The sequence below is a fragment of the Sphaerisporangium sp. NPDC049457 genome, from assembly GCF_055586705.1.
In genome coordinates, this window is the sequence record NZ_JBVJHR010000004.1 from 362,414 (window position 1) to 380,668 (window position 18,255).

22 protein-coding genes, 1 tRNA gene and 1 pseudogene are annotated in these 18,255 nt (G+C 67.8%); 9 read left to right on the top strand and 15 right to left on the bottom strand.

The window, feature by feature from the left end:
• Positions 1 to 472 precede the first annotated feature (472 nt).
• Complete coding sequence (locus tag ACZ6QO_RS09235; protein ID WP_465849140.1) at positions 473 to 1,606, top strand: endo-1,4-beta-xylanase; 1,134 nt, start codon at positions 473 to 475, stop codon at positions 1,604 to 1,606.
• A 168-nt stretch (positions 1,607 to 1,774) separates the two neighbouring features.
• Here the strand turns inward: ACZ6QO_RS09235 and ACZ6QO_RS09240 are convergent, their stop codons facing one another.
• From ACZ6QO_RS09240 to pobA, 3 genes are all read right to left on the bottom strand, one after another.
• Positions 1,775 to 2,701, bottom strand: a complete 927-nt coding sequence (locus ACZ6QO_RS09240; protein ID WP_465849141.1) for a DUF72 domain-containing protein — start codon at positions 2,699 to 2,701, stop codon at positions 1,775 to 1,777.
• Positions 2,702 to 2,705: 4 nt separating this feature from the next.
• Positions 2,706 to 3,536, bottom strand: a complete 831-nt coding sequence (locus ACZ6QO_RS09245) for an MBL fold metallo-hydrolase (RefSeq protein ID WP_465849143.1) — start codon at positions 3,534 to 3,536, stop codon at positions 2,706 to 2,708.
• A 66-nt stretch (positions 3,537 to 3,602) separates the two neighbouring features.
• The gene (gene pobA / locus ACZ6QO_RS09250) at positions 3,603 to 4,766 is read right to left on the bottom strand and encodes a 4-hydroxybenzoate 3-monooxygenase (RefSeq protein WP_465849144.1); all 1,164 of its coding nucleotides are present in this window, start codon (positions 4,764 to 4,766) and stop codon (positions 3,603 to 3,605) included.
• A 104-nt stretch (positions 4,767 to 4,870) separates the two neighbouring features.
• Between pobA and ACZ6QO_RS09255 the strand changes: the two genes are divergently transcribed.
• Positions 4,871 to 5,668 carry an IclR family transcriptional regulator gene (locus ACZ6QO_RS09255; RefSeq protein WP_465849146.1) on the top strand — a complete coding sequence of 266 codons (798 nt, stop codon included), beginning with the start codon at positions 4,871 to 4,873 and terminating at the stop codon, positions 5,666 to 5,668.
• Here ACZ6QO_RS09255 and ACZ6QO_RS09260 read toward each other — a convergent pair.
• Positions 5,638 to 6,615, bottom strand: a complete 978-nt coding sequence (locus tag ACZ6QO_RS09260; protein ID WP_465849147.1) for an acetylxylan esterase — start codon at positions 6,613 to 6,615, stop codon at positions 5,638 to 5,640. The two genes, ACZ6QO_RS09255 and ACZ6QO_RS09260, sit on opposite strands and share 31 nt — an antisense overlap.
• Positions 6,616 to 6,842: 227 nt before the next feature.
• Between ACZ6QO_RS09260 and ACZ6QO_RS09265 the strand changes: the two genes are divergently transcribed.
• From ACZ6QO_RS09265 to ACZ6QO_RS09280, 4 genes are all read left to right on the top strand, one after another.
• Positions 6,843 to 7,235, top strand: coding sequence for a DUF3224 domain-containing protein (locus tag ACZ6QO_RS09265; RefSeq protein WP_465849149.1), 393 nt, complete (start codon positions 6,843 to 6,845; stop codon positions 7,233 to 7,235).
• Positions 7,236 to 7,572: 337 nt separating this feature from the next.
• Positions 7,573 to 7,692 carry a DLW-39 family protein gene (locus ACZ6QO_RS09270; protein ID WP_211264163.1) on the top strand — a complete coding sequence of 40 codons (120 nt, stop codon included), beginning with the start codon at positions 7,573 to 7,575 and terminating at the stop codon, positions 7,690 to 7,692.
• A gap of 58 nt (positions 7,693 to 7,750) precedes the next feature.
• Positions 7,751 to 8,476 carry an HAD-IA family hydrolase gene (locus tag ACZ6QO_RS09275; RefSeq protein ID WP_465849150.1) on the top strand — a complete coding sequence of 242 codons (726 nt, stop codon included), beginning with the start codon at positions 7,751 to 7,753 and terminating at the stop codon, positions 8,474 to 8,476.
• A 15-nt stretch (positions 8,477 to 8,491) separates the two neighbouring features.
• Positions 8,492 to 8,567 (top strand) — tRNA-Ala (locus ACZ6QO_RS09280).
• Positions 8,568 to 8,748: 181 nt separating this feature from the next.
• Here the strand turns inward: ACZ6QO_RS09280 and ACZ6QO_RS09285 are convergent.
• From ACZ6QO_RS09285 to ACZ6QO_RS09305, 5 genes are all read right to left on the bottom strand, one after another.
• A complete protein-coding gene (locus ACZ6QO_RS09285; RefSeq protein ID WP_465849151.1) occupies positions 8,749 to 9,378 on the bottom strand; it encodes a site-specific integrase in 630 nt (209 codons plus the stop codon).
• A complete protein-coding gene (locus ACZ6QO_RS09290; protein ID WP_465849153.1) occupies positions 9,379 to 9,573 on the bottom strand; it encodes a hypothetical protein in 195 nt (64 codons plus the stop codon).
• Between the two features lie 136 nt (positions 9,574 to 9,709).
• Complete coding sequence (locus ACZ6QO_RS09295) at positions 9,710 to 10,906, bottom strand: hypothetical protein (protein ID WP_465849154.1); 1,197 nt, start codon at positions 10,904 to 10,906, stop codon at positions 9,710 to 9,712.
• A complete protein-coding gene (locus ACZ6QO_RS09300; RefSeq protein ID WP_465849156.1) occupies positions 10,903 to 11,424 on the bottom strand; it encodes a SigE family RNA polymerase sigma factor in 522 nt (173 codons plus the stop codon). The genes ACZ6QO_RS09295 and ACZ6QO_RS09300 overlap by 4 nt, the downstream gene beginning before the upstream one ends.
• 228 nt (positions 11,425 to 11,652) lie before the next feature.
• Positions 11,653 to 11,910, bottom strand: coding sequence for an integrase core domain-containing protein (locus tag ACZ6QO_RS09305; RefSeq protein WP_465849158.1), 258 nt, complete (start codon positions 11,908 to 11,910; stop codon positions 11,653 to 11,655).
• A gap of 78 nt (positions 11,911 to 11,988) precedes the next feature.
• Here ACZ6QO_RS09305 and ACZ6QO_RS09310 point away from each other — a divergent pair, with 78 nt between their 5' ends.
• A complete protein-coding gene (locus tag ACZ6QO_RS09310; protein ID WP_465849160.1) occupies positions 11,989 to 12,504 on the top strand; it encodes a P-loop nucleotide/nucleoside kinase family protein in 516 nt (171 codons plus the stop codon).
• 57 nt (positions 12,505 to 12,561) lie between these two features.
• Here ACZ6QO_RS09310 and ACZ6QO_RS09315 read toward each other — a convergent pair whose 3' ends face one another.
• On the bottom strand, positions 12,562 to 12,711 hold the full coding sequence (locus tag ACZ6QO_RS09315; protein ID WP_465849161.1) for a hypothetical protein: 150 nt from the start codon (positions 12,709 to 12,711) through the stop codon (positions 12,562 to 12,564).
• A 110-nt stretch (positions 12,712 to 12,821) separates the two neighbouring features.
• Positions 12,822 to 13,460: a FadR/GntR family transcriptional regulator gene (locus ACZ6QO_RS09320; RefSeq protein WP_465849163.1), complete on the bottom strand. Its 639-nt coding sequence runs from the start codon at positions 13,458 to 13,460 to the stop codon at positions 12,822 to 12,824.
• Positions 13,461 to 13,544: 84 nt separating this feature from the next.
• On the opposite strand from ACZ6QO_RS09320, the gene ACZ6QO_RS09325 reads away from it, so the two are divergent.
• Positions 13,545 to 14,777 (top strand): MFS transporter, encoded by a 1,233-nt coding sequence (locus ACZ6QO_RS09325; RefSeq protein ID WP_465849164.1) that lies wholly within the window; start codon positions 13,545 to 13,547, stop codon positions 14,775 to 14,777.
• A gap of 110 nt (positions 14,778 to 14,887) precedes the next feature.
• Here the strand turns inward: ACZ6QO_RS09325 and ACZ6QO_RS09330 are convergent.
• Positions 14,888 to 15,109 (bottom strand): annotated as a pseudogene (locus ACZ6QO_RS09330) (Imm53 family immunity protein); the annotation flags it as partial.
• A gap of 187 nt (positions 15,110 to 15,296) precedes the next feature.
• Between ACZ6QO_RS09330 and ACZ6QO_RS09335 the strand changes: the two are divergent.
• Complete coding sequence (locus ACZ6QO_RS09335) at positions 15,297 to 15,665, top strand: hypothetical protein (protein WP_465849166.1); 369 nt, start codon at positions 15,297 to 15,299, stop codon at positions 15,663 to 15,665.
• A gap of 329 nt (positions 15,666 to 15,994) precedes the next feature.
• Here the strand turns inward: ACZ6QO_RS09335 and ACZ6QO_RS09340 are convergent, their stop codons facing one another.
• The 3 genes from ACZ6QO_RS09340 to sigJ all read right to left on the bottom strand — a co-directional run bounded on the left by ACZ6QO_RS09340 (position 15,995) and on the right by sigJ (position 17,946).
• Positions 15,995 to 16,405, bottom strand: a complete 411-nt coding sequence (locus ACZ6QO_RS09340) for a PIN domain-containing protein (protein WP_465849167.1) — start codon at positions 16,403 to 16,405, stop codon at positions 15,995 to 15,997.
• Complete coding sequence (locus tag ACZ6QO_RS09345) at positions 16,402 to 16,722, bottom strand: type II toxin-antitoxin system Phd/YefM family antitoxin (RefSeq protein WP_465849169.1); 321 nt, start codon at positions 16,720 to 16,722, stop codon at positions 16,402 to 16,404. The genes ACZ6QO_RS09340 and ACZ6QO_RS09345 overlap by 4 nt, the downstream gene beginning before the upstream one ends.
• Positions 16,723 to 17,052: 330 nt before the next feature.
• Positions 17,053 to 17,946 carry an RNA polymerase sigma factor SigJ gene (gene sigJ, locus ACZ6QO_RS09350; protein ID WP_465849171.1) on the bottom strand — a complete coding sequence of 298 codons (894 nt, stop codon included), beginning with the start codon at positions 17,944 to 17,946 and terminating at the stop codon, positions 17,053 to 17,055.
• Positions 17,947 to 18,255 lie beyond the last annotated feature (309 nt).

Consider the following 18,255-nt stretch of genomic DNA (forward strand, 5'->3'; position numbering starts at 1 on the left):
GGACCCACGGCGTCCCCGCCGTCGCCCGGCCGCGCTGACGGGGCGGCCATCGGCACTGGTTGTTCTAGCACATCCGTTATGGCGGAATGCGACAGTCCGAAAGCTTCCCATTTTTCGGGTGTCCGTCACGGGCCGTAGGTGGCGGTCCGGAACTCCTCGGCGTCGCGGCCCCGCGTGACCGCCCGGATGGGGCGGCCGCCCGGACGTCGCACCATCCGGCCGGGTGTCTCGCCGGCGAAAGTTTCACGAGCGCTCCGCGTCGCGACACGCCGACCCGCAGTCGGCGCGCTGTCCGGCCGCTGTCGGCCGGGTGTGCACTCCGGACCGTTGACGATCGCGTTCGTAACATCTACGTTTCAGGGCGTCATCTGAAACATCTCGGGAACAGTCCGAAAGTTTCGGGACACGGTCGACTCGGGACCGTCATCGGGGGGCTTGCGAGATCGTCATCGAAGACCACGAGTGAGGATCCATGAAACGTCTCCTGCTGGGAGTCATCGCCATCGCCGTCGCGCTGGCGCTGCCCACGTCGGCCTACGCCGGCACCCCGGGCGGCCCAGGCGGACCCGGCGGCCCAGGTGGTCCGGGCGGCCCGGGAATTCCGGGCCCGGGTGGCCCGGGCGGTCCGGGCGGCCGGACGCCGGACAATCTGCGCGAACTTGCGCACAAGCTCAAGGTGTACATCGGCTCGGCCGTCGACGTCGCGACCCTGGCGAACGAGCCCGACTACCGTAAGGTGCTCAACGAGGAGTTCTCCCACGTCACCGCCGAGAACGCGATGAAGTGGGAGTCGGTCGAGCCGCAGCGCGGCGTCTACACCTGGGACGACGCGGACGCCGTCGTCAAGAACGCGCAGCGCAACCGCCAGCACGTCCGCGGGCACACCCTCGTCTGGCACAACCAGCTTCCCGCCTGGCTCACCGAGGGCGTCGCCGACGGCAGCATCGACGCCAAGGAGCTGCGCAAGATCCTGCGCGAGCACATTCTGGCCGAGGTCGGGCGCTACCGGGGCAAGGTTCGCGCCTGGGACGTGGTCAACGAGGTCGTGGACGACGAGGGCAACCTCCGCCAGAGCATCTGGATGGCCAACCTCGGCCCCGACTACATCGCCGACGCCTTCCGCTGGGCGCACCAGGCCGACCCGCACGCCAAGCTCTACATCAACGACTACAACCTTGAGTGGAACACGGCCAAGATCAACACCACGCTGGGCATCGTCAAGGACCTCAAGGCCAAGCGCGTGCCCATCAACGGCATCGGCTTCCAGGGGCACCTGGGCATCCAGTACGACTACCCGGGCGACTTCCCCAACGTCATGCGCCAGTTCACCGACCTCGGCCTGGAGGCCGCGGTCACCGAGGCCGACGTGCGCATGGTGCTGCCCGTGACGCCGGAGAAGCTCGCGACCCAGGCCGACTACTACAAGCGCATGCTGTCCACCTGCGCGGGCAACCCGCGCTGCGTCGAGTTCACCGTCTGGGGCTTCACCGACCGCCACTCGTGGGTCCCCGGCTGGTTCGACGGTGAGGGCGCCGCCTGCATCATGGACGAGAACCTGGCGCACAAGCCCGCCTACGACGCCATGCTCGGCGTCCGCAGGACCTGACGGCCACGCGCGGCGGCCGCCCTGCACGTCCGGCGGCCGCCGCGCACGTCCGGCGGCCGCCGCGCACGTCCGGCGGCCCCGGCGCGTTCGGCGACCGCGGCGCGTCCGGACGGCCGTCGCGCGTCCGGGGCGCCGCCGTGCGCGTCCGGGCGGTCGCCGCGGCGGCGTCTATTCGGACGGCGCCGGCGGGGGACGCACCGGTGAGGCCGACATGCCTGCCAGCAGGCCCGCCAGTTGCCGGGCGTTGGTCTGGGCGTAGTCGCGGTAGCAGTTGTTCATCAGCACGTGCGTGCTGCCGGCCTCACCCGCGACCTCGCAGAGCCGCGGCGCCCACTCCCGCAGTTCCTCCTCCGAGTACAGATAGCCGAACTTCTCGTGGATGTCGTGACTCGTCCACTTCGCGCTGCGGCCGTGGAAGCGCACCACCTCCAGGTCGGAGGTCGCCGCCACGAGCGGCGGTATCGAGCACGGATGACCCTGCGGCATGTCCAGGCACACGTACGGGATGGCGTACGAACGCAGGAAGTCCAGCGTCTCCGCACGGTTCTCCTCGGTCATCCACGTCCCGTTGCGGAACTCCACCGAGATGCGCAACGGCTCGCAGCGTCGCTTGCACTCCAGGATGTACCGCTTGTTGCGCGCGCCGATGGGGAACCACCGCGGGAACTGGAACAGCACCGCGCCGAGCCTGCCCGCCTCCCGGAGCGGCAGCAGCGCGGAGACGAAACCCTCCCACACCTGCTCCACGACATCGGCGTCCAGGTCGCCGGGGTACAGGTGCTTCTTGCCGCCGCCCGCCTGGTCCTCGCCGGGCCGCAGCCGGCGCGGCAGTGCCGCCGGACGGGTGGGATGGCCGGTGAGCAGTGAAAACGCCTTCACGTCGAACACGAAGCCCGGCGGGGTTCGCTCCGCCCACAGCCGCGCCGTCTCCTCAGAAGGCGGTGCGTAGTAGGTCGAGTCGACCTCCACGAGCGGGAAGCGGCCCGCGTAGTAGCGCAGCCGCTCCTCGGCCGTGGTGACCTCCGGCGGATACCAGCCGGACGCCAGCAGCGTCTTGTCCGTCCACGACGCCGTGCCGACGAGGATCTCCCCCACCGGGTCAGCGGCTCTCGCGCCTGGCTCCCCGGCCGACGAGGTGGTAGGTCTCGCCGCGGGCCAGGCAGTGCACGCGGTCGGTGAGCCCCAGGCGGTTGACGTGCTGCCGGAAGTCGTCCAGCCCCGAGCTGAACGCCTCGTAGTCGTCGTAGTGGATCGGCACGTTGTGGGCGGCGCCCATCAGCTCCACCCAGTGGGCGCCCTGCATCCCGTCCATCGTCACCAGCAGGGTGCCGAGCAGCTTGGTGCCGCCCAGATGCACGATGGCCAGGTCGATGTCGGGGAACTGCCGGGGAATGGCGTTCAGCCGCTCGTCCAGCAGCGTGTCCCCGCTGATGTGCACGCGCAGGTCCACCTCGCCGCCGTCCCCGCCGAACTCCAGCATGCTGCCCATGACCGGCGGCAGGAACCGCTCGGCCGGGCCCGGCGCGTGCCGGGCCGGCAGCGAGGTGATCTTCAGGCGGCGGCCGTCCCTGAGCATCACCCGGTCCTGCCAGGTCGCGAGGCCGATCGCGTTGCCGAAGTCCTGGCGCCTGAGCCGCCCGGCCGCGTGCGGAGTGGTGAAGATCGGCAGACGCCTGTCCAGGCCCTTGCGCGTCACCCGGTCCCAGTGGTCGCCGTGCATGTGGGACAGCACGACGGCGTCGACGGCCGGCAGCCGCCCGAGCTCCATGGCCGGATCGGTGCGGCGGCGCGTGCTCAGCCCCCAGCCGAGATACGCGCGCTGCCCGCGGTGCAGGAAGTTCGGATCCGTCAGGAGCGTGAAGCCGTGACACCGGATAAGCGTCGTGGCGTTCCCGATGAAGTACACGCTCGCCTCGGTCGGATCAGACATCACGATCCCCCCGTTCCCTGGTATTTCAGGTTATGCAAAGAGGTGGAGACCGAGGCGAGCGGGGGTCTACTCGAAGGGCAGGCCCACGTAGTTCTCCGCCAGCGTCGTCGCCGCCGCCGCGGAGGAGGTCACGTAGTCCAGGTAGGAAAGCTGGAGCCGCTGCTCGTAGGAGTCGTTCGACTCGAAGGTGTGCAGCAGCGTGGTCATCCACCAGGAGAAGTGCTGCGCCCGCCACACCCGGCGCAGGCACGCCCGCGAATACCCCTCCAGCAGTTCGTCCGAACCGGTCTCGTACCACTGGGCGAGACCCTTGGTCAGTACCCGCACGTCCGCGACCGCCAGGTTCAGGCCCTTGGCGCCGGTCGGCGGGACGATGTGCGCGGCGTCACCGGCCAGGAACAGCCGCCCGTACTGCATGGGCTCGGCCACGAAGCTGCGCATGGGGGTCACGCTCTTCTCGGTGATCTCGCCGGTGGCCAGGACGAAGCCGGGGACGGTTTCGAGGCGGGCCTTCAGCTCGGCCCAGACGCGCTCGTCGGGCCAGGCGTCGAGGTCCTCGTCCGGGGCTACCTGCAGGTAGAAGCGGCTGACCTCCGGAGAGCGCATGCTGTGCAGGGCGAACCCGCGCTCGGTGCGCGCGTAGATGAGCTCGTCCGCCGACGGCTTGACCTTGGCCAGAATGCCCAGCCAGGCGAAGGGGTACTCGCGTTCGTACTCCGTCAGCACGCCCTCCGGGATCGACGGGCGCGAGACGCCGTGGAAGCCGTCGCACCCGGCGACGAAGTCGCAGTCGAGCCGCTCGCCGCCGAAGGTGATGTACGGCCGGTCGGTGTCCAGGTCGTGCAGGGCCACGTCGTCCACCTCGAAGCGGACATCCCCGCCGTCGGCGAGACGGGCCGCGACCAGGTCCTTGACGACCTCCTGCTGGCCGTACACGGTGATCGCCCGTCCGGGGACGAGCCGCTCGAAGGCGATGCGGTGGCCGGCGCCGCCGTACCTCAACTCGATGCCCTGGTGGGGAAGGCCCTCGCGGCGCAGCCGGTCGCCCACGTCGGCGGCGGTGAGGGTGTCGACCGTACCCTGCTCCAGCACGCCCGCCCGCACCCTCCTTTCGACGTAGTCACGGCTGTGACGCTCCAGCACGACCGACGAGATGCCGCGTAGATGAAGAAGATGGGACAGCAGCAGGCCCGCGGGACCCGCTCCGATGATGCCGACCTGAGTGCGCATGGGAGGAAGCATCCTGTGCCGGCGGCCCGGGCACGAGCCGATGCTTCCACTGAGCGGAACGATGGCAGAATATCCACAGCCTGTGGACAGCCAGGGGAGGATGTGTGGCCGGAGGGTCCCGCGAGCCGGGCCGATCAGTGACCTCCCGCGTGCTCGCCATCCTCGGGGCCTTCGACGCCGACCACCCCGAGCTGACGCTCACCGGCATCTCCCGGCGCAGCGGCGTCGCGCTCGCCACCGTCCACAGGCTGGTGGGCGAACTGGAAGCCGCTCGGATGCTCGGCCGCGACGGCCAGGGCCGCTACCACGTCGGAAGCCGGCTGTGGGAGCTCGGGCAACTCGCCCCGCGCCGCCTGCTGGAGGTGGCGCACCCCTGGATGCAGGAGCTGTACGCGAGCACCGGCGACAACGTCCACCTGGCCGTCCGCGACGGGCTCGAGGTGCTGTACGTGCACAAGGTGTACGGACGCCGCGCCGTGCCGATCGTCTCCCGCATCGGCGGGCGCCTGCCCATGCACCCGACCGGCGTCGGCAAGGTGCTCCTCGCCTACGAGGCCGAATGGTTCGTCACGTCCTATCTCGCCCGCAAGCTGGAGAGACCGACCCGGCACACCGTCACCGAGCCGGGCCGGCTCGTGCGCGAACTGGCCACCGTGCGCGCGCAGGGGCACGCCTTCACCTACGAGGAGATGACCCTGGGCTCCTGCTCCGTCGCGGCGCCGATCACCCCGCCCGCCGGCGACGGGCCCATCGCCGCCCTCGGCGTCGTCCTGTCCTCCCGCAGGGCCCGCGAGCTGCCCCGGCTGGCCGAGCCGCTGCTGGCGACGGTACGCGAGATCGCCCTCGCGTACGCGGCCGTCGGCGGCACGTCTCAGCCGACGGAGAGCAGCTCCCGCAGGTAACGCAGCTGCGCCTCGCGCTGGCGGCTGCCCCCGCCCTCGTGGCCGTTCCACGGCCACACCATGATGTCCTTCGGCCCCGTCCAGTGGTTGTACGCGGCGAACACCGTCGACGGCGGGCAGATGAGGTCCATCAGCGCCACCGAGTACAGCGCGGGCACCCGGCCGCGCGCGGCGAAGTTGACCCCGTCGAAGTACGACAGCGTGCGGAACACCTGCTCCTCGCTGTCGCGCAGCGAGGACATGAACTGCACGAGCTCCTGGTACGGGAAGCTGTCGGTGATCTCGACGGCCCGCCGGAAGTGCGTCAGGAAGGGCACGTCGATCAACGCGGCCTTGACCTTGGGCTGCAGCGCCGCGGTGGCCTGCGCGATGCCGCCGCCCTGGCTGCCGCCCGCGACCGCGATGCGCTCGGCGTCCACGGCGGGGTGCGCGGCCGCCACGTCGACCGCGCGCACGGCGTCGGTGAAGACCCGCCGGTAGTAGTACTGCTCAGGGTCCAGGATGCCCCTGGTCATCATGCCGGGCGCCTGCGGATGGTCGCCGCCGCGCGGGTCGCCGGTGGACCCCGGGTGGTGGATGTTCGCGCCGCCCTGGCCGCGCGTGTCCACCACCAGCACCGCGAAGCCGGCGGCCGGCCACACCGTGTGGTCGATGGGCAGCCCTCGCCCGCCGGAGTAGCCGATGTACTGCACCACGCACGGCACCCGCTCGGCGCCCTCCGGGACCAGCATCCACGCCTTGATGGGGTCACCGCCCCATCCGGCGAACGTGGTGTCCTGCACCCGCACACCGGTCAGCGGAGCGTCGAAGTCGGCGAACTGCGGCGCGAGGTCATGGGCCGCGGCCTCGTCGAGGGTCGCCTTCCAGAACGCGTCGAAGTCGGCGGGTTCGTCGCGCTCGGGGCGGTACTCCCGCAGCTCCGGCAACGGCAGGTCGAACAGGGCCATATACCTCTCCAGGGGTGAATGAGGTCACCGATCGAGCGTGCCGCTCGATGCGCGGGGGGCGGGACGCGCCGCGTTCGCATGCTATCGGCGAGGCGACGTACGGGTCGATGTCAGGACATAGACGCATTCGGGCGATTTGCTGCACAGGTGTGGGTGGCAAACCTGACGGAAGCTGGCAGATATACGCGGCACAGTGAACCGTCACCACATCAAGAAGGAGGTCGACTGTGCCACGAGCGAACGGCGCCTTCGATATCGACAGCTGGGAGCCGGAGACCTACGACGACCGCGAAGGGGCGGCGCTCTCTCGCGTTCACATCACCAAGACCTTCCTCGGAGACCTGGAAGGCACCAGCACCACCGACATCCTGACCGCGATGACGCAGGTCGAAGGATCCGCCGCGTACGTGGGGTTCGAGCGCTTCACCGGCACCCTCCACGGCCGGAAGGGGACGTTCGTCCTGCACCACAGCGCCACAGGGTCCGCCGGCGAGCAGTCGCTGAGCTGGACCATCGTTCCGGACTCCGGCACTGGGGAACTGCTCGGCATCCGCGGGGGCGGGCAGATCCACAACGACGACGGCGCCCACACCTACACCCTCGACTACGACCAGCCCTGACGCGTCGGCCCCACGTCCACGGCAGAACGTCACCCGCCAAGGCATCGGCGCGGGCACGGAACATACCCAGAGGAGGCCATGGAATCTCGCCGCGGACCGTGGCATCCTGACCTTGTACGGAGTAACCCCTGATCAAGCCGTTGGTCGGCTCTTACCTAAAGGGCCGATACTCGTAACAGATGCCGCGAAGACGGTTCCGTATCGGAAGATTGTGGACAACCGCTTCGCCGGTGAACAAGGGAGGTACCCGATCCCTTGCTAGGCTGCAAGCATCTGTTAGGAACCCGGCGCCGTCCCATCCCTGGCTGATGGGACCGTTGAGAAGTGGGGTCACACCGTGAAGAAGCTGCTCGTTCTCGCGCTCGTCGCCCTTGGGGGGCTGCTGGTCTGGCGCAAGGTGCAGGCCGACCGCGCCGAGCTCGACCTGTGGACTGAGGCCACCGGCAGCGAGAACTGACCACCCGGGCGGCCGAACGGGTGCGTGAATGGCTCCGGATCAAGGCGGAGGTGATGGCATGACCGACGCCTCACCCATCAAGCTCGCCTGCCTCGATCTGGCCGGCACCACGATCGGTGACATAGCCATGGTGGAGCGGGCGTTCGCCGAGGCGATCGCGACGCAGGGCATAGTCCCCGGGACCGGGGCATACGCGCGGGCCATGGTGCACGTGCATCGGTCCCGGGGATGTCCCAAGATCGAGGTCTTCCGCGGCATCTTCCCGGACAACGAGGCCCAGGCACAGGCGGCCAACCTCACCTTCGAGCGCTCCTACGAGGACGCCATCGACCGCGCGGGCCTCCTCCCGGTCCCCGGCACCGTCGAAGCGCTCGAGAAGCTCCGCGCCGCGGGCGTGAAGATCTGCCTCATCACCGGCTTCAGCCGCGCCACCCTCGGCCGCGTCCTCAGCGTCGTCGGCTGGATGGACAAGATCGACCTGGCCCTCTGCCCCGAGGACGCCGGCCGCGGCCGCCCCTGGCCCGACATGGTCCTCACGGCCCTCCTGCGGCTGCGCATCGACGACGTCCGCCAGGTGGCCGTCGTGGGCGACTCCGAGAGCGACATGCTCTGCGGCAGCCGAGCCGGCGCCTCCGTCGTGGCCGGGGTCCTGTCCGGCGTCCACAGCCGCGAACGCCTCCTCCGCGGCGGCGCCACCACCATCATCGACTCCATCGCCGACTTCCCCGCCCTCGTTCTCGACAGCGCCCTCGCCAACGCACCAGTAACCACCTCCTCCCGGTAAGCTGTCCTCCGACAAGGGGCCTTAGCTCAGTTGGCAGAGCGCCTGCTTTGCAAGCAGGATGTCAGGAGTTCGAATCTCCTAGGCTCCACCAGCCAAAACGCCGCTTCCCGCACCAGGGAAAGCGGCGTTCGTGCCATTAACGTGCCACTAGCCCGCAGGGACCAGGCCGCCGGCCACCCCGTCACCGTCGCCTTTCTTCCGCTCCGCCACCACCCGCGCGCTCAGCGCATCAGCGATCTTCTGGTCAGCGTCGCGCGTGGCGTGCTGGTAGATCAGCGCCGCCCGATCACTGTCGTGCCCCATCCGCGCCTTGAGATCGGCCAGACTCGCTCCCGACTGCGCAGCGAGGTGTTGCCCGTGTGGCGAAGATCGTGGAAGTGCAAGCCTTTGATGCCCATCTCTTTCAGCGCGTTCGCCCACTTGGCCTCACGCCGGAAGTCGCCGCCGCGCAGGAACCCGAAGGCGTCATCATCGTCCGCGACGAAGTCCCGAAGGTGAGCGGTCAGCGCCGGAACGATAGCCGCTGGGATGCCGACGGCGCGCTTGCCGGCCCGCGACTTGGGCGGACTCAGCACCATCTCTCCGCCGTCCAGTTCAAGGAGTTGTTCCCGGACGTGAACCGTGCGGGCCTTGAGACCAAGGGCCGCCCGGCGCAGCGCGATTACCTCACCCCATCGCAGACTGGCGAACGTGGCCAGCAGGATCAACGCCCGGAAGCGCCGATCGGCCATACGGTCGGCCAGTTCGAAGACCTGAGCCACGGTGAGGATCGGCCGCTCCGGGGTGTGCTCATTGTCGGCGCCCTTGATCCGGCACGGGTTGCGGGACAGCGTCTTGTCCTCCTCCGTCGCCGTCATCAGGACCGCCCGAAGCAGCCGATACGCCTTGGCCGTGGTGGACACCTAGACCCCGTTGTCCAGCAGGCCGGCCCGCCACGCCCGGATCAGGGGAGTAGATGGGTTCCCCACGGGCACACCGCCGAGGCCGGGCATGATGTGCCTGTTCAGGAGCCAGGTATAGCCCTCGATCGTCTTGGGACGCAGGCCCGGCCGTTCCTTGATCCAGGCACGCGCGTAGCCGCAACATCCCAAGATCATCAGATCCCGCGTTCTTGTCTAGTCCCATGAGATGCCTGACGTTTCTGTCCCAGAAGATGGGCGACAGGCGATCTCAGCGGTGCCGGGCGTTCGGGCCCGGGCAGGGCGAATACTTGCCGCAGACTGAGACCTGAGATCACAGCGCCCCAGGGGGCCCCGGCAGGACGATGCTGAAGAAGTCCTGTGCTCTATACGTGGCGAGCTTCCTGGCCTTACCGGTTCTGACGTTCACCGCGTAGGCGGTCATGGTCTGGTAGGGCGGGTCGATCACCGCGGGCTCGTCGTCCGCCACCTCGGACGCCGGCCTGCACCGCACGGACATGGTGAGAGCCGTGACCTCCTCAGCGCTGAGCCAGGTGCGCAGCGAGATCTGGGAGACATCAGAGGGCAGGCCGCTGATGACGGTCGTCTTCCGCTTCTCACCGGTGAGCGTGTCCATGAGGGCGAGGTTGCCGTGACGGCACGGCTTCTTGGCGGTGCTGCGGTTCTCGATTACTGCGACGGTCTTCCCATCGAGGGCGAGCGGGCTGAAGTGGTAGTCCGCCGGCAGGACAACCGATGTGCTGTCGCCCTTTGAGGAACTCGGCCACAGGTTTGAGATCGTCCGCAGCCGTGATCTTGGGGAGTATTCCGCGAGAGTGATGGTGGCGCCGTCCTGTGACAGGCCGATGGGGACCCAACGGTTCGGCAACTCGCGGACGCCCCCATCGCGCATGTCGATAAGCAACGCGGGATCCTTGAAATCTGGGACCTTGCTGAAGGCCACGAACCGCCCATCGTCCGACAGCATCAGACGCGAGATGCTGCCCAGCTGTGCCTTCGGCACTTTCGTCGCAGCCGTCGTCTTCTGGCCCGAGGCCAGGTCGCGGACCTGGAAGGTGCCTTCCTCGGCGCTGTAGTAGGCGATCTTCCAACCGTCCCGGCTGATCGCCAGCGGGCTGTCGCGCAGACCGGTGCGGCCGGGGGCGAGGCTGGGCAGCGCCTCCCGCACGTCGTAGGTCTTGTCGCTCCGGGTGACCACACGCCATCCGCCGTCCCGGCAGCCCGCCAGTGCCTTCCCGCTGCCGGGCTTGCAGAAGGTCTTGTACGCGTAACTCAACGGCCCCACTCCGCGCGCCGGCAGATCGCCTACGGAAGCGGCCTCCTGCGGCCCGTGCGGAAGCAGCCGGATGCCGGCCGTCACACCAAGAGCGATGACCATGACCATGGCCGCCGCGAGGTAGGAGATCGTAGTACGCCGCCTGCGGTGATGCACCGCGATCGTGCGCTCGGCCAGGTCCACCTGTGGAGAATCGTCGGCCAGATCGACCAGCACATTCCGCAGCCAGGTCATCGGTAGGCCTCCTCGGATTCGATATCGGCGAGCTTCGGCGCGAGTTCGGGCGCCAGTTCGCGTAAGCGGACCAGCGCATAGTGAGCCTGGCTCTTCACCGTGCCGATCGAGCAGCTCATCAGCTCGGCGGTCTCGCGTTCGGTCCGGTCCTCGTAGTAGCGCAGCACGATCACCGCCCGCTGCCGGGGCGGCAGCCGCATAAGAGCCCGGCGCATGACGAGCCGTACAACGGTGGAGTCCTCGCTCGAGTACGACCGGTCGGGCAGTTCGGCGGTCGGGAACTCGCTCCTGACGCGGCGCCTCCGCCAAGAGATGTGCTGGTTGACCAGCGCCTTACGCGCGTACGCCTCGGGAAGCTCGACGCGCGAGAGCCTGGACCAGCGTCCGAGCACTTTGAGCAGAACGCTCTGCAGCAGGTCCTCGGCCTGGTGGGCGTCTCCCGTGAGCAGGTACGCGGTGCGCATCAGCGCCTGCTGATGGCCCGCGACGAACTCGCGGAAGCTGTCATTGCGATCCAAGGCGACTCCTCTCGACCGTTACCGACTCCGGTGACCTATCGAAAGGTTCGATCCGCACGGCTACAACTTCGGGTTGCCTTCTCGCACGCCACCAGCCGCCAGCACAGCCCGATACCGCCGCTCCATGACGCTCAACTCCACCAGCGCCAACCCGACCTCCCAGATGACCGACATCGATCACCCAGAAACGCAGGTCAGCCGAAGGGGTGTGCGACCGACGTTGATCGTTTACGTCTGGGGCTGGATCTTCTGCTTGAGGCGTTCGCAGGGGGTTTGGCCGCGGAGGCCGCCGTGGGGTCGATGGTAGTTGTAGTAGTCCTCCCATTCGCGGAGCTTGTCGTTGAACACCTCGGCGTCGTCGATGAGCACGCCGTCCAGCATCCGGTAGAACTCCTCGGCGTCGATGCGGTGGGAGCGCTCGACCTTGCCGTTCAGCCGCGGGGTGCGGGGTTTGATGTAGGTGTGGGCGATGCCCTTGGCCAGCACGTGGGCGCAGGCTTATCGAAACGGTGGTGCGGCATTAGGTGTCTGGCATGAACCGGGGGCCGTCCAGGGCGATTGATCTTGCTGTGCGGGCTGCCAGGGGCAGGCAAGACAACTCTCGCGAAGCGACTGGCCGACCAGATCCCGGCCATTCGCCTGTGCCCTGACGAATGGTTGACCCGTTTGGGAATCGACCTCCACGACGCAGAGCCACGTGATCGGCTGGAAGGGCTGTTCCGGCAGCAATCGGAAGACCTCGTCCGGCTCGGTGTGAGTGTGATCCTGGAGTTCGGTTTCTGGGCTCGTGCCGAACGTGACGAGATGCGACTTCGTGCTCGCGCACTCGGAGCCGCAGTCGAGTTGCTCTACCTGGCGGTTCCCACTGACGAGTTATGGCGCCGACTGGAGGCACGCAACAGGCAGGAAGTGCCGGGAGTAGCGGTTATCAGCCGGAACATGATCGAGCAATGGGCCGAAGCCTTCGAGGCTCCCGACCGTGGCGAACTCGCCCTCTTCGATCACCCCTGGGAGCAGCAAGACGGGATAGCGGGTTCCAGCGCTTCTGGTGCCTCCGGCGAGGGCCTCGGCTCCGGGTGATCCACCCGGCACGGCAAGGGCGTAGGTGGCTGAGGTGGAAGCCTGATCGTCCCGCCATTACCCCGGGGGGACCAGACCCTGGGCCATCCCGTCACCGTCGCCCCTTCCCCGCTCTGCCTCCACCTCGGTCGTCTGCGCGGGCAGGCCGAGCTGGGGCCTGAGCATGGCGTAGTCGACGAACGCCGGGTGGTCCGTGCTCGCCACCATGATCCACTGCTTCTGGGCCTTCAGGCCGGGCCGGGAGTCCGGTCACGAGCGGTGCTTTCCGCTGAGCATGTGCAGTGCCGCCTCGCCCGAGCGGGGGCCGATTGCGTGGTTCAGCGCATGAAGGGTTTGAAGATGGAACCCACCTTCGCGGTAGCACGATCGGCGTCCCCGTCCGCGATCGCCTCGACCAGCTCGCGGTGGTGGCGGTGTGCGGCGTCGTCGTCCTCGCCCTTCTCGTCGCGCATGTGGGCGGCGAAGATGTCGAGCATGCTGGAGTACAGCTTGACGTAGAGAGGGTTGTGCGTCGCTGCCACGATCGCGTGGTGCAGGGCGAGGTCCGCGCTCGCTCGCAGGTCGAGATCATCGGTCGACCAGCTCGCTTCTCGACGGTCGCACAGCTCGCGCAGCAGCTCGACGTCGGCGTCTGATCGGTTCAATGCGGCCAGTGACGCCGCAGCGCTGTCAAGGGCAAGGCGTAGTTCCAGGTAGTGGCGACGGGTGCCACCGGCGAGCTGACGTTCAAGAGTGCCTGTCAGCTCGGAGTCGGAGATGACGAAGGTGCCGCGGCCCTGCTCACGGCGCAGTAGACCTGCGTGCACCAGCGACTGCAGCGCCTCGCGCACCGTGTTCCGGCCGATCCCGAATTCCGACACCAGTGCGGCCTCGGTCGGTATCCGCCCACCGACCGGCCAGCGTCCAGAGACCACCTCCTCGCGGAAGCGCTCGGCAGCCTGGTCGATGAGTCCCACTCGACGCATCGGCTGTCGCGTGCCAGAATCTTCGGAACTCATCCCATAATCCCATCATCTGCTGACCTTGCACCGGAGTATAACGTGACATCGCTCTCCCCATCGCTCATTCCCTTGCAACGTGGGCGCCTGATCTTGTGGGGCTGGCTCGCCATCGCCTTGACAGCGGTCAACCTGCGAACGGCCGTGACCGGGTTCACCCCGCTCCTGGAGATCATCGGATCCGATCTCGGCTTCGGGGTGACGCTGTCCGGCCTGCTCGGCACTGTGCCGGCGGCGTCCTTCGGCATCTTCGGGTTTCTCGCCCCGGCGGTGACGAGGAAGTTCGGACTCGAGCGCACGGCCACCGTGGCGCTGGGCCTGACGGCTCTGTCGCTCCTGATGCGCGCCTTGTCGCCAACGCCCTCGTTGCTGGTGCTTTCGACCGTGCTGGCCCTGGCCGGAATCGGAGCCGCGAACGTCGTCATCGTCCCGTTGGTGAAGGTCTGGTTCGCCGATCGACTGGCCCTGGGGACCTCGCTCTACCTGATCCTCCTGCAGACGGGCCAGTTCATCGCCCCGCTCCTCGCGGTCCCGGTGGCGGAAGCGGCGACGTGGCGGCTCTCGGTAGGCATCTGGGCGGGACCGGCTGCTGTGGCCGGTGTGGTCTGGCTCGTCCTGGCAGTCAGGCTGCCCGCCGATCACCACGCCCCCGCGGCCGTGACGGCGACCGATGCGGGCCCGAGGATCAGCCGATCATCAACCGTCTGGGGCCTGGTGATCCTCTTCGCGATGCTGTCGCTGTCCAACTACGGCATCATCACCTGGGTCCCGGCGGTGCTCACCGACGCAGGAGGCGGCGCGGCACTGGGCGGCTCCATGGTCGCGCTCTACTCGGTATGGGGCATGCTCGCGGCCTTGGTGGTCCCACAGCTGGCCACGCGCATGACGAACCCGTTCATCGTGGTCGTCGGGTGCGCGATCTTCCTTGTGGCGGGATATCTGGGCCTGCTCCTGTCCCCGCTCGACGGCACGCTGATATGGATGTGCGCGCTGGGAATCGGGGTGAGCACCTTCCCGCTCTGCATGACCCTCATCAACCGTCGGACCAAGAGCCCGCAGACAGCCTCTGCCGTGTCGGGCTTCGTTCAAGGCATCGGTTACGGGCTGGCGTGCTTCGGCCCGATCGGGTTGGGCCTTCTGCGCGAAGCGACCGGATCATGGTCGATCCCGCTCCTGGTGCTCGCTGTGACCGCCATCCCAGGGTTGATCGCCGGCTGGTTCGCTTGTCGTCCTCGCTTCGTGGAGGACTCTGCGCCACAGCTCGACAAAGCGTGACGCTGACCAGCAGCGCCCGTGACCGTCAGGCCGCGGACGGCGTCGCCGGCGAAGTCTCGGAACGCTTCCAGCATCTCGCCGAGGTTGAGGGGGCCGCAGGCTCCTTCGAAGTGGGTGCCATCGCTCCAGACGTGGAGCCAGTCATCCTCGGTCCGCTCCACTGCCAGGCGTTCCAGCGCGGTGCCGGCGAGGGGCGTATCGACAAGGTTGATCTTCAGGTGCCACCCGGGGTTGTCCAGGGTTTGGATCGTCACGCCGTAGTCATGTTCCCAGTCGTCGTTGCAGCAGGAGGCGTACCACGACTGAAGGAAGGCGAACGCGTCGGCGACCATGCGGCGAGTCTGTCAGGCGCGCCTGGAACACGTGAAGCCATTCTGGACAGAACCCGTCTGACAGTCCCGGAGGGCAGTTAGCGGGAGCAGGGGACGTGTGGAGCATCCGGCCAGCAGGACAGAAGGTCTGCGGCCTTGGTTCCTGACGATGTCGACAGCCGACCTCGCTGCGTCAGATCATGAAGACATGTCGGAACAGATCCCCGCCCACCTTGACGGCATCGGCCCGGGCTGGCATCCCCTGGTGCTACGCCTGCATGAGGAGCTGCTGGCCGTAAGCCCCGGCTACAGCGTCCAGCAGGTCAAGGAGAAATACGGCACCTTGCGTGTCTACCTCCGAACCGGCCTGTTGCGTCACCTGAACCAGGGGGGCGACATGTGGCCCGAACCCCACGAGGCGGAACGGTACAAGCAGGAGGACGAAGCGGCGACACTCCTCGTACGCGCTGCTGAACAGGAGTCGGCAAGCATCTGTGAGTACTGCGGTAATCCCGGTCAGGCCAGGGAACGCCCCTGGATCAAAACCCTGTGCGACGATTGCAACGCCTGTCGCTAAGTAGGACGCGGAACCCCGTCGCGTGCCCCAGATCTCCTGGGTCCACCAGCCAGAACGGCGCTTCCCGCACCTGGGAAAGCGGCGTTCGTGCAGCCATTACTCCACGGGGAGCTGTGCGGCGCGGACGCCGGTGCCGGCGAGGGCGGGATGTGGGGCGCCGGCTGTACTCGATCCGTCGGTACATTGCCGGCGAGGTGGGCGATCTGGAGGCGGGGAGACACTTCGCGAGGAAAACCTGACTCCTCAACTGATCAAGTCTGTGGGTGGAGCAGAAGAAGCGGCGATGTTCTCTCTGTCTCGCCGGGGCGAGGCACTTTCGTACGGGTGATTCACCATGGCCGTGTGACCGGGACCACGGTGAGTAGGTGGTCCAAGCCTTTGAAGTCCTTCGGGTTGCAGGTGTACAAGGGGAGCCGGTTCGCGATCGCCACGCAGGCGATCATCAGGTCCGCTGTTCGGGGACGGGGTTTGCGGCCGGTGGCGATGACGGCGGTCCACAGTTGGCCGTACTCGCGGGCGGCGGTGTCGTCGAAGGGCAGGGGGTCGAACTCGGCCTCGGTGGTCTGCAGGATCTTCATACGCTGGGCGAGTTCTCGCGCTCCGGTGGCCACCAGAACGCCGACCGACAGCTCTGCGGTGGTGATGGAGCTGATCATCATCTCGTCCGGTAGTTCGTCGGGGTCGATTCCGGCACGCAAGATGAGGATGTTGGTGTCGAGCAACCCTTGACTGGGGGTCATTCCCCGTCCTGTGCGAACTCGCCTCTGCCGTAGGCGTGGTCGTAAGGGTCGTAGAGGTCGTCATTGACATGGCGGTCCATGTCCTCACGGTACTTTCGGTCGTCAAGGCGCGGCATGCCGCGGGACACGGCGGCGAACTCGGCCCGTGAGACGGCCCGGCGCCGCCGGCGGATGGGCACCAGATCGCCGATGTGGTGGCCGTTACGTGTGACGGCGTACCGCTCTCCGCGTTCCAGTCCATCCATGATCTCGGCTGACCGGTTGCGCAGGTCACGTTGAGAGATCTGGTGGCTGTGGTCGGGCTCAGGAGTGCTCACTCGTCAACTCTATCTCTGCGTGCCATCCGGTGCTACGAGGTGCCACTTGGGTGTCGGTGTCATGAGGGCCCTCGCGCATCGTAAGACGGTCGGCACGTAAGGCTGTCCGTGCGTGGCCGTCGAATTGTGGATCACCACACGATGAAACACCTAGGTCCTGCCCGTGTCAGCGCGCGCGGTGCTGGCCAGGCGTGAGAAGCTACTGCGCGATAGATGATCGGGGCGGCCGGCCTTGCCGCCCGGGGGCCATCCCTCGCATAGCTCGATTACGGGCATCAAGTCCGGACGCGTACGCCGTCGTGCTTTCCGTGATCAATGCCGGAGGCCGGGTTAATCCTGGTGGGTCCAAGACCGGAGCTTTTCGGGGTTGCGTACTGCCCAGATGCGGCTGATTCGGTTGCCTGTCGTGTCGAGTGCCGCCACCGTGACGGTGACGCCGTCCTGCTGAGCCACCAGGCCGGGCCGGCCGTTGACCGTGCGCTCCAAGATCGTCAGGGTGGGTGCCATGCCGGCGACGGCGACCAGGTAGCGGGCGATCTGCTCGCCGCCTTCGATCGGGTGGAGTCCGGTGCGAGCCAGGCCGCCGCCGTCGGCGATCATCGTGGCGTCGGGGGTGAGGAGGCCGATGAGGGCGGCGATGTCCTTGGCCTCCCATGCCTGCTTGAAGTCCCTGACCAGGCCGGCCTGCTGGGCGGTCGGCGCCGTGGGAGCCTGCGAGGTGCGAATACGACGGCGGGCCGAGGAGGCCAGCTGGCGACAGGCCGCCGGGGTACGGCCGACGATCTCGGCCACTTCGGCGAAGGTGTAGCGGAAGACGTCGTGCAGGATGAACACGACGCGCTCGGCCGGGGTCATCGAGTCGAGTACGACCAGGAAGGCCATGTTGACCGATTCGTCGAGGGTGACCCGGTCGGCCGGGTCGACCGTGGTGCCGCCCCACTCCGTACGGCTGGGCAGCGGCTCGGGGATCCATTCACCCACGTAGCGCTCCCGCCGGGCCCGCGCCGAGCCGAGTAGGTCAAGGCAGATGCGACTGGCGACCTTGGTCAGCCAGGCGCCGGGGGATTCGATGGTGTCCTGCCGCTGCCGGGACATGGCGTACCAGCGGGTGTAGGTCTCCTGTACGACATCCTCGGCATCGGTCAGGGAGCCGAGGAGACGGTAGGCGAGGTTGATCAGCTGCCGCCGCTCGCGCATGACCGCGCTCAGGCTTGGATCGGACATGGTTTCGATGACTTCCTCGGTCGCAGTTGCCCTCACCGGTTCGACGAAACGGGGCACCGAACTGTGACGTCGGCGGTTCGCCTCACACTTCCCGCGGCTGCGTCGTCGGACTACTGCTACGCCGCTGAGCCTCAGAAGGGAAGACCTCGCCATGTCCACGGTTACCAAGCCGGGAAATCTCATGTTCTTGCGTGTCGCGATCACAGTGCAGACCTCTCGACGACGGCTGAATCCGGACCCCGTGGCGGCGGCTGAAATCTGACCCCTGCGTGTTGATTGTTACTGGTCGCTGCTGGTGTCTGCTGCTGG

What these genes read in the sequence shown, in the direction of transcription:
- ACZ6QO_RS09235 (WP_465849140.1), top strand. Translation starts at nt 473, where the DNA reads ATGAAACGTCTCCTGCTGGGAGTCATCGCCATCGCCGTCGCGCTGGCG.
- ACZ6QO_RS09245 (WP_465849143.1), bottom strand. Translation starts at nt 3,536, where the DNA reads ATGTCTGATCCGACCGAGGCGAGCGTGTACTTCATCGGGAACGCCACG.
- pobA (WP_465849144.1), bottom strand. Translation starts at nt 4,766, where the DNA reads ATGCGCACTCAGGTCGGCATCATCGGAGCGGGTCCCGCGGGCCTGCTG.
- ACZ6QO_RS09260 (WP_465849147.1), bottom strand. Translation starts at nt 6,615, where the DNA reads ATGGCCCTGTTCGACCTGCCGTTGCCGGAGCTGCGGGAGTACCGCCCC.
- ACZ6QO_RS09275 (WP_465849150.1), top strand. Translation starts at nt 7,751, where the DNA reads ATGACCGACGCCTCACCCATCAAGCTCGCCTGCCTCGATCTGGCCGGC.
- ACZ6QO_RS09290 (WP_465849153.1), bottom strand. Translation starts at nt 9,573, where the DNA reads ATGATCTTGGGATGTTGCGGCTACGCGCGTGCCTGGATCAAGGAACGG.
- ACZ6QO_RS09295 (WP_465849154.1), bottom strand. Translation starts at nt 10,906, where the DNA reads ATGACCTGGCTGCGGAATGTGCTGGTCGATCTGGCCGACGATTCTCCA.
- ACZ6QO_RS09315 (WP_465849161.1), bottom strand. Translation starts at nt 12,711, where the DNA reads ATGGTGGCGAGCACGGACCACCCGGCGTTCGTCGACTACGCCATGCTC.
- ACZ6QO_RS09335 (WP_465849166.1), top strand. Translation starts at nt 15,297, where the DNA reads ATGTCGGAACAGATCCCCGCCCACCTTGACGGCATCGGCCCGGGCTGG.
- ACZ6QO_RS09340 (WP_465849167.1), bottom strand. Translation starts at nt 16,405, where the DNA reads ATGACCCCCAGTCAAGGGTTGCTCGACACCAACATCCTCATCTTGCGT.
- sigJ (WP_465849171.1), bottom strand. Translation starts at nt 17,946, where the DNA reads ATGTCCGATCCAAGCCTGAGCGCGGTCATGCGCGAGCGGCGGCAGCTG.